The 13019-nt window shown below is 59.8% G+C and carries 13 protein-coding genes; 2 read left to right on the top strand and 11 right to left on the bottom strand.

The features are described from left to right. Positions 1 to 15: 15 nt before the first annotated feature. Entirely contained in the window at positions 16 to 639 is a 624-nt protein-coding gene (locus CU048_13670) for a L,D-transpeptidase (GenBank protein QBR72942.1), read from the top strand. 142 nt (positions 640 to 781) lie between these two features. Here the strand turns inward: CU048_13670 and CU048_13665 are convergent, their stop codons facing one another. The 7 genes from CU048_13665 to CU048_13635 are packed head-to-tail and all read right to left on the bottom strand — an operon-like array spanning position 782 to position 7387. Continuing rightward, the gene (locus CU048_13665) at positions 782 to 1249 is read right to left on the bottom strand and encodes a cytochrome c-type biogenesis protein CcmH (GenBank protein QBR72142.1); all 468 of its coding nucleotides are present in this window, start codon (positions 1247 to 1249) and stop codon (positions 782 to 784) included. A gap of 2 nt (positions 1250 to 1251) precedes the next feature. Continuing rightward, positions 1252 to 3234, bottom strand: a complete 1983-nt coding sequence (locus CU048_13660) for a heme lyase NrfEFG subunit NrfE (GenBank protein ID QBR72141.1) — start codon at positions 3232 to 3234, stop codon at positions 1252 to 1254. Between the two features lie 21 nt (positions 3235 to 3255). Next, on the bottom strand, positions 3256 to 3720 hold the full coding sequence (locus CU048_13655) for a cytochrome c maturation protein CcmE (protein ID QBR72140.1): 465 nt from the start codon (positions 3718 to 3720) through the stop codon (positions 3256 to 3258). 6 nt (positions 3721 to 3726) lie between these two features. Then, positions 3727 to 4827, bottom strand: a complete 1101-nt coding sequence (gene ccmI / locus CU048_13650; GenBank protein QBR72139.1) for a c-type cytochrome biogenesis protein CcmI — start codon at positions 4825 to 4827, stop codon at positions 3727 to 3729. A gap of 49 nt (positions 4828 to 4876) precedes the next feature. Further along, positions 4877 to 6277 (bottom strand): ATP-binding protein, encoded by a 1401-nt coding sequence (locus tag CU048_13645; GenBank protein QBR72138.1) that lies wholly within the window; start codon positions 6275 to 6277, stop codon positions 4877 to 4879. A gap of 9 nt (positions 6278 to 6286) precedes the next feature. Then, positions 6287 to 7000, bottom strand: a complete 714-nt coding sequence (locus CU048_13640) for a DNA-binding response regulator (protein QBR72137.1) — start codon at positions 6998 to 7000, stop codon at positions 6287 to 6289. A gap of 30 nt (positions 7001 to 7030) precedes the next feature. Then, entirely contained in the window at positions 7031 to 7387 is a 357-nt protein-coding gene (locus CU048_13635; protein QBR72136.1) for a hypothetical protein, read from the bottom strand. On the opposite strand from CU048_13635, the gene CU048_13630 reads away from it, so the two are divergent. Beyond that, positions 7386 to 8216 (top strand): hypothetical protein, encoded by an 831-nt coding sequence (locus CU048_13630; GenBank protein QBR72135.1) that lies wholly within the window; start codon positions 7386 to 7388, stop codon positions 8214 to 8216. The two genes, CU048_13635 and CU048_13630, sit on opposite strands and share 2 nt — an antisense overlap. Before the next feature lie 25 nt (positions 8217 to 8241). Here CU048_13630 and CU048_13625 read toward each other — a convergent pair whose 3' ends face one another. The 4 genes from CU048_13625 to CU048_13610 all read right to left on the bottom strand — a co-directional run bounded on the left by CU048_13625 (position 8242) and on the right by CU048_13610 (position 12792). After that, positions 8242 to 8760, bottom strand: a complete 519-nt coding sequence (locus tag CU048_13625) for a hypothetical protein (GenBank protein ID QBR72134.1) — start codon at positions 8758 to 8760, stop codon at positions 8242 to 8244. A 134-nt stretch (positions 8761 to 8894) separates the two neighbouring features. Then, positions 8895 to 10439, bottom strand: coding sequence for a hypothetical protein (locus CU048_13620; protein ID QBR72133.1), 1545 nt, complete (start codon positions 10437 to 10439; stop codon positions 8895 to 8897). Between the two features lie 266 nt (positions 10440 to 10705). Further along, entirely contained in the window at positions 10706 to 11311 is a 606-nt protein-coding gene (locus CU048_13615) for a phosphatase PAP2 family protein (protein ID QBR72941.1), read from the bottom strand. Positions 11312 to 12000: 689 nt separating this feature from the next. Further along, positions 12001 to 12792, bottom strand: coding sequence for a hypothetical protein (locus CU048_13610; protein ID QBR72132.1), 792 nt, complete (start codon positions 12790 to 12792; stop codon positions 12001 to 12003). Positions 12793 to 13019 lie beyond the last annotated feature (227 nt).

Here is a 13019-nt window from a genome sequence, read left to right as displayed (position 1 = left end):
TCCTTAAATCAATTGATGAGAATTGCGCTCTTGTTGATCGCCATTGACGCGGCATTGGTCCTCTTTCCGGTGACGGCTCGTGCGGGCTCCGGCTTCCGCAGAGCGAATGACGCGGGTGTGGCCGGAGCCAAGAGGGTCGCCGTCCTCGTCAACATCGACAAAACAAATCAACTGATGACAGTTTATTTGAATGGGGCAGAAACATATCGATGGCGGGTATCAACTGGCCGAGCAGGATATTCAACTCCATCGGGAACCTATACTGCCACCTCTATGAACGAAATTTGGTATAGCAAACAGTGGGAAAACGCCCCCATGCCACATTCCGTTTTCTTTATGAAAGACGGTCATGCCATCCACGGCAGCTACGACCTAAAGAATCTTGGCAGACCCGTCTCGCATGGCTGCGTGCGTATCTCGCCTGAGAATGCCGCCACACTTTTTGAGCTGGTGAAGCAGAATGGCCTGGAGAATACGCAGGTGGCGCTGACCGGCGTGAGCCCGGGCGGCGAGTATAAGGTGGTCGCTCGGGGTCAGACAAGTCCGCGCGGGGCGGGGGCCGGGCGCTCGTCTGGCGTTCCTGATTACAATGGATCCCAAGGTTACTATGGATCGCCATGGCCCTCTTTACCTTGGTGAAGGCCAAGTTGTCGCGCTTATAGGAGACGACCTCGGAGGAGTGCGTTGGCACAGGCGAGGCGCATAATACGCCCATCGTACCAAAAGGTTTCACGTGAAACATTTTGGTACGATTGACGCGGATAATTGGACCAAAAATTTCTTACGAGCCGTCGCCGTCGAGCAAAGTGTCGAGCTTGGCGCGTTCGGCCTCGGTCAAGACGCTTGCCGAGGCAGACTGCGATTGCCGCCGCCTTGCGAACAGGATCACCGCCCCGCCCGCAATCAGAATGAGAAAGGGCGCGCCCCAGAGCAACCAGGTCTCGGATTTGAACGGCGGTTTCAGCAAAATGAAATCGCCATAGCGGCGAACCAGGAAGGCGCGGATTTGCTCGTCGCTGTCGCCCGCCAGGAGCCTTTCGCGCACGAGCAGGCGCAGATCGCGGGCCAGATCGGCGTTGGATTCATCGATCGACTCGTTCTGGCACACCATGCAGCGCAATTCAGCAGAGAGTGCGCGGGCCCGCGCCTCCAGCTTCGGGTCCGCCATGATTTCGTCGGGCTGAACCGCGCGGGCCGCGAGCGGCATCAGCATAAAAACGCAAGCAAGAATGAAAGCTCGGGCAAACATTGTCATTCGGCCGGCTGCGGGTGCGGCGCCTGGGCCTTGCGGGCGCGCCGCGCGATGCCGACTCGGAAGCTCCGGTCGCTGAGCGATAGGCCGCCGCCAAAAGCCATGACCAAGGCCCCAATCCAGATCAAGGACACGAGCGGCTTCCAGAATATCCGCGCATTGACCGAGCCATTTTGCGCCACGTCGGCAATGCTCATATAGACTTGACCAAGGCCGAGGGTCGCAATACCGGCCTCCGACCGGCTCGTGCGGCGGGCAGGATAGAAGCGGGTCGACGGTTCGATCGTCGCGACCACGGCCCCCTTGGAGCGGATGACCGTGCGGCCGACGAGTTCGGAATAATTCGCCACATTGCGCGGCACGACGCTTTCGAATGTCAATTCGTAAGGGCCGATCTCAATTTTTTCGCTGGGATTCAAGGCGGTAATCTTTTCGGCGCCCCAGCCGGTAGCGGCAAGGCCGAGCAAGGTCACGCCGAGCCCAGCATGGGCGAAGGCCGTGCCGAAGGCATGGCGCGGGATCCCCCGCAGGCGCTGGCTGACCATGTCGGCAGAGTAGCCGCCGCCGAAAAGGCGCCTGCCGAGATCGGCGAAAGAGCCGAGGATCACATAAACCGCGACACCGGAGAGGATCACGCTGATCGCCGGACCGCCGCGCCAGATCGAGAGAAGGGCCATGTAGGCAAGCCCGACCGCGAAAGCGGCGGTGAGCCTTTGCGCGACAGCGGCGAGATCGCCGCGTTTCCAAGGCAGGCACTGTCCAACCGGCATAAGAATGAACAGCGGAATGAAGAGTGGCACAAAGGTCAGATTGAAGAAGGGCGCGCCGACCGAGATTTTTTCCCCGGTCAGGGCCTCGAGCACGAGCGGATACAGGGTGCCGACGAAGACCGTCGCGCAGCAGGTGGTCAAGAGGAGATTGTTGACGACGAGAGCGCCTTCGCGGGAGATCGGAGCGAAGAGGCCGCCCTGCTTCAGGCCGCCCGCCCGCAAAGCGAACAGGGCAAGCGAACCGCCAATGAAGACCACCAGGATGAGAAGAATGAAAACCCCGCGCCGGGGATCGTTGGCAAACGCATGGACCGAGGTCAGAACGCCGGAGCGAACCAAGAAAGTTCCAAGCAGCGACAGGGAAAAGGCTAGGATCGCAAGAAAGATCGTCCAGATTTTTAAGGCATCGCGCTTTTCCATCACCACCGTGCAATGCAGGAGCGCGGTCGCGGCAAGCCAGGGCATCAGCGAGGCATTCTCAACCGGATCCCAGAACCAGAAGCCGCCCCATCCCAAAGTATAATAGGCCCAATAAGACCCCATCGCGATCCCGAGCGTCAGCGAGATCCAGGCGATCAGGGTCCAGGGGCGCACGAAACGCGCGAAGACCGCGTCGATTCGGCCCGAGATCAAAGCTGCCGCAGCAAAGGAATAGGTGATCGAGAGCCCGACATAGCCGAGATAAAGCAGAGGCGGATGGATCGCGAGGCCCGGATCCTGCAGGAGCGGATTCAAATCATTTCCTTCGGCGGGGGCTCCCGCGAGCCGCGCGAAAGGATTGGACGTCAGAAGAATGAACAACAGAAAGGCCGCGGCGATCCAGGATTGCACGGCCAGCACATTGGCGCGCAAATCCTCCGGCATCGATCGCGAGAACGCAGCGACCGCTGCGCCAAACAGCGAGAGAACCAGCACCCACAAAAGCATCGAGCCTTCGTGATTGCCCCAGACGCCGGTGATTTTATAGATCAACGGTTTCGCCGAATGCGAGTTCTCGACGACATTGACGAGCGAGAAGTCGGAAACGACATGCGCGACGGTCAAGGCGAAATAGGCATAAGCGACAAGTCCGAAGCCGATAATCGCGGACGGAGGGGCAACAGCCATCAGCCGCTGGTCCCGCGCGATACTCCCCCAGATCGGCAAAACCGAATTGACGAGCGCAAGCGCCAGGGCGAGGACAAGCGCGTAGTGACCGGTTTCGACAATCATTCGAGTCTCATTCGCAAAGTCTCACTTGCCAACATCGGCATGGGGCACGTCCTCGCCCTCCCGCCAGACACCCTGCTTCTTCAAGGCATCGGCGACCTCGCGCGGCATATAACGTTCATCGTGCTTGGCAAGGACGCTGTCGGCATGGAAGATCTTATCCGTGCCCAGCGTGCCTTCGGCGACCACGCCCTGCCCTTCCTTGAACAAATCCGGCAGGAAGCCGGTGTAGGTCACCTCGACCTGTTGCTTGGAATCCGTGACGGCAAAGCGAATGGTTTGCCCGGCTTCGTGAACCAGGGAGCCTTGCTTGACGAGACCGCCGATGCGCAGCCTCTGGCCCGGTTGCGGCGCCTTTTGCGCAAGCTCGGTCGGCCCGTAGAAAAAAACGATATTGTCGCGCAAGGCGAGCAGAACGAGGCCCACGGCGAATCCGAGCGTGGCAAGCGCCGAAGAAATCAAGACGAGACGGCGTTGCTTGCGCGTCATGGGCGATTAACTTTCGAGTCCAAGTTCGCGCGCCAAGGCATCGATGCGCGCAATGGCGCTCGGATCGCTTGCGAGATTGCGCTTTGCATCGTTGAGAGCGGAGCGAGCCTTGCCGGGTTCGTGAAGAACCGTATAGGAGCGAACCAAGCGAAGCCAGCCTTCGAGATCCTGCCCGTTTTGAGCGAGCCGCGCGGCCAGCCCATCGACCATGGAACGAACGGCGCTCATGCGGTCCGCATCGGGCATCGCCTCGATCTTTGCCGCCAATTCATTGTTGCGTGGCTCGGCGACGCCTTCGAGCGCCGCAATCCGCTCCCGCAGCACGGGCACCCAGGGCGCATCCGCGGGGGCATCTGCGATCAGCTTGTTCCAAAATTCCGCGGCACCTGCCTTGTCTCCCGCCTGCTCGGCGGCAAGCCCAAGGAAGAAGCGGGGCTTTTCGGCTGAGGGGGCTTTTTCGAGCGCAGCTTCGAAAGATTGCTTGGCTTCCGGCGTCACGCTGCCATGGGCGGCATTCACCAAAGCCTCCCCATAAAGAATGAGCCGCTCCGGCGTCTCGCCCAGGAGACGCAGCGCGGCGCGGGCCGCGCGCGCGGCCTCCTCGGGGCGCCCCATCCGCAGATAAACCGGCGCCAGAACCTCGAAGCCGCGCCCATCTTCCGGATGCTCCGCAAGATGCGCCTCGATTTTGGCGATGGCAGCGGCAAAATCCGTGCGCGAGGGCGGATTTTCGAGTCTGGCGGCAAGCGGCGCATCCGGCAATTCCGGCCGGCCTATCATTAAATAAAGACCGAGCGCGAGAGCCGGGACAAAGATAAGGACGGCGACGGCGGCAAGCCTGACCCTGGTTACGGATGTGGCCGGCGAGGGTTCGGTTGCGCTTTCCGCGACGCCCATCAGCCGGCGGGCGGCTTGCGCCCTAGCGGCCTGGGCATCCTCCGGCGTCACCAGCGCCTGCGATTCATCCCGGCCGATTTCGGCAAGCTGAGCCTTATAGAGGGCAATATCAAGTTCAGCCCGCGCCCTGCCGCGCGGGGCTTTTGCAAGCGGCCACAGCACGCCCATGACAGCAATTGCGGTCAAAACCGCGAAGATCACCCATAACATGCAGCTTTAATAGCCATTGCCCCGGCGCATGCAAGGGCCGCCTTCGTTTTCACCCCGAGGGAAGCCTGAGGTCGGCGCGGAGCCCCCCCTTGGGACTATCGTCGAGGGTCAGTTGGCCGCCATAAAGCGAGGCCAGATCCGCGACGATGGCGAGCCCAAGGCCGGACCCAGGTTTTGTTTCGTCAAGCCTTTGGCCGCGGGCAAGCGCCGCCTGACGCAGCTCGGCGGCAAGGCCCGGCCCATCATCCTCAATGGTGACGTGGAAAAAAGGACGCTCCGCGATGTTGCGCCAGGGCTCCGCCACAATGCCGATCATGACCTGCTCATGCGCCCATTTACCGGCATTATCGACGAGATTGCCAACCATCTCCTCGAAATCCTGACGTTCGCCCTGGAACCTCACCAGCCTCGGCATAAGAACCGAAAACTCGATTGCCCGCTGCGCATAGATTTTTTCAAAGGTCCTGACCAAGCCTTCCACCGCTGGACCGACCTCGGTCACCCCACCGGTCGTCCTGGCCCGCACTGCCGCCCGGGCGCGGTTCAGATAATAGGACACCTGGTCGCGCATGATCGCCGCCTGCTCCTCGACCTTGTTGGCGAGCGGGCCGGGATCGATCGCAGCCTCGTTGACGATCACGCTGAGCGGCGTTTTGAGGGCATGGGCAAGGTTGCCGACTTGGGTGCGGGCACGCTCCACAACTTCGCGATTGGCCCCGATCAGCAGATTGAGCTCGCCCGCCAGCGGCGCCAGATCTTGCGGGAAATCGCCTTCGATCTTCTCGGCTTCGCCGCGCCGGATCGCTGCGACGCCTTCCCGTAATTGCCAAAGCGGCTTCAGGCCATAACGAAGCTGGGCCGCGGAGGACATGACGAGGGCCAGAGCAAGAGCCGAAAAAGTGATAATGAGTTCGATCTCGAACCGCGAAATCTGAGTATCGATTTCGTCGGTTCTGGCGGCCACTTGAACAAGATAAATGCCTTGATCGCCGGTATCGATGATGCGTTCGAGCAGCCGCAGAACGCGCTCGTCCGGCCCTTTTGCATAGCCTCTGCGGGCACCGCCGATACCGGCGGGAATGCCGCTCTCGGAAAGCCGTGGAAGCTTGGCCGCAAACAGCGAGCGCGAACTCCTGATCTCGGGCTTGTCCAAGTCGAGACGCGTGATCTGCCAATACCAGCCGGATAAGGGCAGTTCGAATTGCGGTTCGCCAAGCTGGCCCGGCGCGGTCCGGCTGTCTTCTCTCGGCGTTGCGATGTCGGCGACGAGAGCGTGCAGATAGACGCTGAGGCGTTCATCAAAATTGGCCTCGGCCGTGCGCCGGTAGATGGTCGAAAGAACCAGTCCCGCGACGAGCAGGATCGCCGAACTCAAAAGCGCCGCCGAAAAAAACAGCCGCTTCGCGATCGAGTGTGGCCTCGGCTTTGCCGGAACGTCGTCCGATCGCATGGAACGGCCTCAGTTGCCGGCGGAGGGATCGGCCCGCGGGGGTTTGCCGTCCGTGATCTTGGTTTCCGGCTCGGCCAGGAGATAGCCGAGACCGCGGATCGTCTGGATGACATCGACGCCGAGTTTCTTGCGCAGCCGCCCGACGAACACCTCGATCGTATTGGAATCCCGGTCGAAATGCTGATCGTAAAGATGTTCGACGATCTCGCTGCGGGAAACGACCCGGCCGTGATGATGCATCAAATAGGAAAGAAGCCGATATTCATGCGACGTGAGCTTGACCGGATTGCCGTCGACAGCAACCCGGCCTGAGCGGGTATCGAGATGCAGCGGACCGCAGCTGAATTCGCTCCGTGCATGGCCGGCGGCGCGCCGCAGGAGCGCACGTACCCGCGCCAGAACCTCCTCCATATGGAACGGCTTGGCCACATAATCATCGGCTCCGGCGTCGAAACCTTGAACCTTGTCGGTCCACCGATCGCGCGCGGTAAGAATCAATACCGGCATGAGCCGGCCGGCCCGCCGCCATTCCATCAGCACGGAGGTGCCGTCTTTTTTGGGCAGGCCCAGATCGAGAACCACGGCGTCATAAGGTTCGGTATCGCCCAAAAACCACCCTTCTTCACCGTCGAAGGCGCGGTCGACGACATAGCCCGCCTGCGAAAGCGCAGCGACCATCTGGCGATTGAGATCCTTGTCGTCCTCCACCACGAGCAGCCGCACGATCCGCAATCCTCCAGGCCGACGAACCGTTCACGGTCCATTTTTTAAATCGATGGCTTCGCCGGTTTTTGCATCGACAAAAGTCTTGATGACCCGTCCGTCGTGACGCAACAGGCTGATCTCATAGACGAGATTCTCATCCAATCGACAAAGCTTTACACCTATGGCCTCGGCCTTCAACCGACCCGCTGTGCTCCGCATCAGATGAAAAGGCTCTGAAAGCTCATGTACGACAATCTTTTCGCGCGTCTCCGCCGTAGAAAAGCAAATATGGGATCGCTCGGGCTCCGCCCGAACATAATTGCCAAGACTGAGATAACTCGCCAAAGCGACCACGACAAAAAAAACCATTTTTCGAGGCTGGCGCGCCGACAATGAATGAGCCATGAATATTGCGAGCATGCGCAGTTATTTTTATTCCGCCAAGGCCGCAACGGCCGGTTCGAGGGCCCAAAGCTTTGGGGTGCGCGCCCTGCTGACGTGGGTGTTCGCCATGGTGTTGGCGACGCCCGCGACCACTCTCGTCGGTCCCGCCTACCAGGCCCCCGAATTTGCCCCCTATGTTGTGATGGTGATGAACCGGAGCGGCGGCGAGGCCGACTTTTGTACCGCCAGCGTGATTTCGCAAAATGTCGTTCTGACCGCCGCCCATTGCATTACCGACCTTGACGACACGCAAGTTTTCTACCGCGACGCGCAGGGGGAACTGGTTCCCTTCGGTGTTGCGACGATCGCCATTCATCCGGGCTATCGGCCCAACATTGGGCGCCAGCACATCGTCTCCATCGATCTTGCGCTGCTGCGGCTCGCCACGCCCCTCCCCGCCTCATTCAGGCCGGTGAAACTCTCCGACATTGGGGCGGTCCGAATCGGTGACTTGCTGAGACTCGTGGGTTTTGGCCGCGCGGATGAAACAAGGGGCGGGACGTCGGGCGTCTTGCGGCAGGGCGTTGTGGTGACCAACCCGCCGAAATCGCCGGCGCTTGTTTGGCTTAGGGACCCTGAGGACGCCGGCCTTGGCGGCTGTACGGGCGATTCGGGAGCGCCGGTGTTTGCTCTGGATGAACCGCGTCTTGTTGCGGTGGCAATCAAAGCCAAGGGGGAAAATGGCTTTCTATGCGGTGCCATGACCGAAGCGGTACAGATCACGCCGCAAATGCCCTGGATCCGTCGGACGCTGCGGGGCTGGGACTCGACCGGGCGCGTGGTGCCGTAAATAGACCCCCGGCATGTTGACTGCCCTATTCGCCGCGATGGAAACCGATCTGGCGCACGCTCAAGGATAAATCCTGCGGAGCCTCCGCAATCCCGGTCACCGGGACAAGCGTCACCGGCAATCCGGTGGTCCCCGTTCCAAAATCCAAGTTCGAGACATCGAAACTGCGGCCAATCTCCCGGCCGCTCGATTTGTCCGCGCCATATTTGGGAGCGATCGCAATATATCCGACGAAGTGCGGATCGTCGGTCGAGGTGTTCGCGTCCGCGTCGGGCTTGCCGACGAAGACGTTGATGCGCACCGGCTGGGCTGGCTGCCCGGCCACCCCTTCAATCGCTAGAACGATGGGAACCCTGTCGGCCTGCGCGTTTGTTAAGGCGGGCGCAAACGCGGGCAACGGCGCCAAGGTCACGGTCGCCGGTGCCGCGTGAAGCATAACTCCCGTGGCAGTGGTTGTGAGCGGCAAATTCTGTCCCAGCGTGACGGATGAGGTGGCCGCAACCAGAGCGCCAAGCAAAACCGTCCAAGAAAGAAAACGGGTCATCCCCCTTATTTATGCATTGACGCGAGGATATCGAGGCTCCCGGGTGACAAGTGGGCTAGCCTGCCTTTTCTCCCGACCGGATAAACGCCTCCGATCGGGACATTGCACTCTCAGGGCGAGGCTTTCGACAGGCGCTAAATTCTGTCGATGTAGATCTTTTTAAAGCTCGCGCCCTGGGCCGCAGGCTCCTCGCCTTCGGCTGCAGCCGGCACGAGAGTGACCGTCAAACTGTCCGCCAGTCCCTTGGCGACATTGGCAAGGGCTTCGGTAATATCGAAAGCGGCGTTCGTGCTGGGATGATCGTGTCCCTTTCCTTCCCCCTTGTTGTTTTTCGCGAGGATCGTGACCGTTCCGACGAAATTCGGGACATCGACCCCGGTCTTCGCAGTGGCGTCCGGCAGATTGAGATAGACTTGAAAGAAAGTCTGAGCCGTAGGGGGAACCTCGATTCCCTCGATATGCAGGACATATTCAGGGGCCGCTTCCGGCACGAGACCGGCAAAGGCTTCGGCGACCGGCTGGGGCAAGGCGATCGATTGCGTCACCGGCGCCGAACCTAAAGCCGTCGTGGCGGCTGCGCTTTGGGCGGTAAGGGCCGGAAGCGCCTCCGAAGCGGCAATCGCTGGGCGCAGAGGCCGCGGGGTAAACGTCCAGATCGGATTTACGCTCGGTGGCTGATAATCGCATCGCAGCGAATTTACCGGATCGATCACATCGGAAATGGCAATGCGCGTCCAGACTGAATTCTCGTCGTAAAAATCCCAGCCATGCGTCAGCCAGGACGCATCCGTGAAGTTTTGATGCTGCGACGAAAGCGCAAGCCAAACGCTCCAGAGTCGATCGATATTGCCATGATGGCTGAAAAATACCGGGTCCTGCGCTGCCGTCGCAAGAACCCCCATGTCATTATTGGCGGCGCGCAAAGTCGTGTCGCCGGTCCAGATATGCACGGGCCCATGCGGCTGGTTTTCCATCGCGCCCGAACTTCCATTTTGGGTTCCCATGAAAAGCCTGTTCGTCGGCGCATTCATGGTCAAATTCATGATCCGCGTCGACACCACGCTGGAGGGGATGCGGCTTGTCGGTTTTGCCGAGCGCAGCATGTCGAAGAGCGGGTTGGACCGGTCGTTGGGATCGCCATAGACGCGGGGGAAGGTCTGTCTGCCTTGCGAATCCCAATCCCAATAAGGCAAGGCCAATGTGTCGTCGTTGATCAGTTTGCAGAGGATTCGTTCGTGGAAGTAAAGGAACGCCCGGTGCCAAGGGAAAAAGAGCCAGCTTCCGTGAATTTCCTCTCCCGCCTCGCCGTTGCTGCCGCCCCCGCAATACCAGCAGTGGACATGGCCTTGGCGCAGCCAGCCGCGTGGATCGCTGGGATGTTGCGTCGTCAGCTTCCGCAATGCCGCATAGGCCGATTTCAGCCTGTCGACTTCCGCGGCCGAAAGTTCAAACGCGCTCTTTCGCGTCCGGACCGGCAATTGCGGATTGGGTCTGAATGCAACCGGGGTCTTGCCGGCGGTACCTGGAGGCGTGCAGTCCGATGGATCGTCCGAGCCTTGCGCAAACGCCTCCAAGGATACGGTGGCGGAGCCAGCCATGGCGATCGCAGACGTACCGATGAACTTGAGCAGGTTTCGGCGCTGAAGGCCGGCGAACGCAGGCTTGCGATACTTTTCCATTTGTTCCTCCCCGGATAAATTTCTTTGAGAAAATCAACGACCGCCGCGAATGGACCGTTTCACGAAGTTGAATGTCTCTTCGTTGAAACCCGATAGGGCCGGTTCGCGGCGTGACACCATTTAAAAGACGGCGAAAAGCTTAATACCCAGCGAAATGGCTTGGCAACTCGCGTTTGATAGCAGGGGAATGCCGAAAACGGCTTGAGGTTGCAATTTGGAAGAGCAGACCAATTTTTGCCGGTCCAAGGCTCATGCGTGCCGGTAACTCACCAAACGGCGAGAAAACCTATGGACAGCGGATAGGCTAGAAAAACGCCAAGGGCCGTACCGGCAAAAATATCGCTTGGATAATGATGCGCCGTCGCGATTCGCGACCAGGCCATGCACGTCATCAATGCGACGGCCGAGAGGCCGGCCGCAGGCCACACAAGCACGATTGGCACGAGCACACCGGACAATGTCATCGCATGCCCGCTTGGAAACGAGTGCTCGTCGAGAACGGCGAGTAAGGACGGAAGGCGTGGATCAACCCGAAAGGGGCGAGGGCGACCGATACGGCGCTTGATGTAGGGAAAAAGGCAGTGCAGCAAGGCCGCGTTCAGACCTCCAAGGACAGCAACTCGCAATCCCGCGCGGCCCAAGCATTCGAAAATGATCAGCCCCATCAGCGGATAGAGCCAACCATTCCCCAATCGGCTGATGGAGACGGCGAAAACGCGTCCAACGGTCGAGTTTGCTGAACGAGAAATGATCCGAACCGCGGCGAGGTCTGCCCTCAGAAATTTTTCCGTCCACAACGCCTTGGGAGAAGCTTCGCCTTGCACCGCGCGAAGCTGAGCAGAGTGGTCTGGCATGGCCAAATGATTGGGCATAAAATCCATTTGGCAACAAATAGAGCATCGGCACGGCGTTTTCGTGACAGTGCTCGCTGCCAATGCATACCCCCTGCCGCGCTTAGTCCGCGATGCTTCAAAGAGCTCAGAGCGGCTTAATCTCGAATCGTTCGACTTGGCTCGGCTCCTCTTCCGTCGAGGAAGAGGTCTCCAGATAGCTAGCACCAAGCCGCCATATGATCACACCCGCAACGAGAATTGCCAGGAACAATACCTTGCTCATGAGGGGTGTCTTTAGTGAAAATCTCATTTTCAACCACTTTCTTGACCGATGATCGTCCCGCCGGGAAACTGGGGCCAAAATATCGGCAGTGGGCTTGATCGTCCAGTTTCGCGTACGGCAGCGGTTTAAGGGCCCGATTGGCCCCTTTGGCCGCATATGGAGGAGCCAGGCATCGCGACAAGTTCGTTCACCCCCCTGTCAAGTTCTCTCTGTACTTTAGCCTAAGCGCAGCCATAGGCCAACTTGGGGCATCCGTTGGCATTCTCAGGGTTTCAAACCTCTCAGATGCTCGCCGTTAAATCGAGCCTTCTGACAATTGCTGCCCGAGCTGCGTCGGCAGGGTCGAACCATCATCGCCATCGTACATGACGACCGATATTGCGAAATTGCCGATCGGCGGATCCGCATGGCAAACGGCCGCATCGTCGAGACTTGATAGCTGCCGCTATTCGCCGCCCTCATTGACCGGCAGAGGCATTGGAGTCGAACCCGCCTTGCGCCGCAGCCATGCTGCGAGACGCCAATAAGGCGTCACCACATAGAGATGGCGTCGAAGCGGGGTTTTTATGATGGCCAAGCAGAGAGCGATGCTGAACAGGCACCAGACCGCGGGCCACTCATTGATATTGGAGGTCGTCAGATTGGCGGCGAACGGCCCCGCGACATAAGAAAATAAGATGAAACGCCAGCTGCCATAGAGAGCGGGCATCAGGAACGCGGTAAAGAGATAGCCGGGAAAGCCGTTCCCGAGCCAAGCGATCTGCGCCATGCTGTTGCCGATCCCATTGGTCGGGACAAGCCAAGCCAAATGCCATTCGCCGCGAACCGTACACAGGATCTTGCCGCAGAGCGGCCGGCCTGGCTCGCAGTGGCCCGCCCAATCGAACGGATAAAGCTGCAAAAGCATGGTCAGAGCGCCGAAGAAGCAGGCGGTAAAAGCCCAAGGCGCAATCCGCGCGGCAAGCTCCTTCGGCATGAAATACAGCGCGACCGCGTTGATAAAAAAGGGCTGAAAAGTGATGTGCAGATAACCCAGCAGGGTCAGAATTTGATTCAGCGGGGTGCCGCACTGGTTGACCACGGCATAGCTCACGCCTTGCAGCGCCTCCATGCTGGAGAAATAAAGAAGGCACCCCCAAAGGGCAGGTGGCTCGGGATTGCGCTTAAGGGCAGCATATCCAGCTCCAATGATGCCGGCTGCCGCTAGGACCCCCGACGCTTCTCCACTCCAGCACATAATTTTGTTCCAGTTTCTTAGCGGCGTTCATACAGGATTGCTCGCGTCCCGCAAATCAATCCGCGTGCGCTTGGTCTGTACCGTCCGAATCGAATCGCCGCGGCGGGCTCATGATTCGTGATTTTCGGAGCCGATTCGGAGTCGTTTCTCCAATCGATTGTCATCCGCGCATTGCATTGCGCGTGAATTCACGAGCGATTTGCGGGCCCAACAAATAGTGTTCCGCA

The organism is Beijerinckiaceae bacterium (genome assembly GCA_004564215.1).
Lineage (GTDB): Bacteria > Pseudomonadota > Alphaproteobacteria > Rhizobiales > Beijerinckiaceae > Methylocapsa.
The sequence above is the reverse complement of the archived record's forward strand: the minus strand, read 5'-3'. Positions and strand labels throughout refer to the sequence as shown.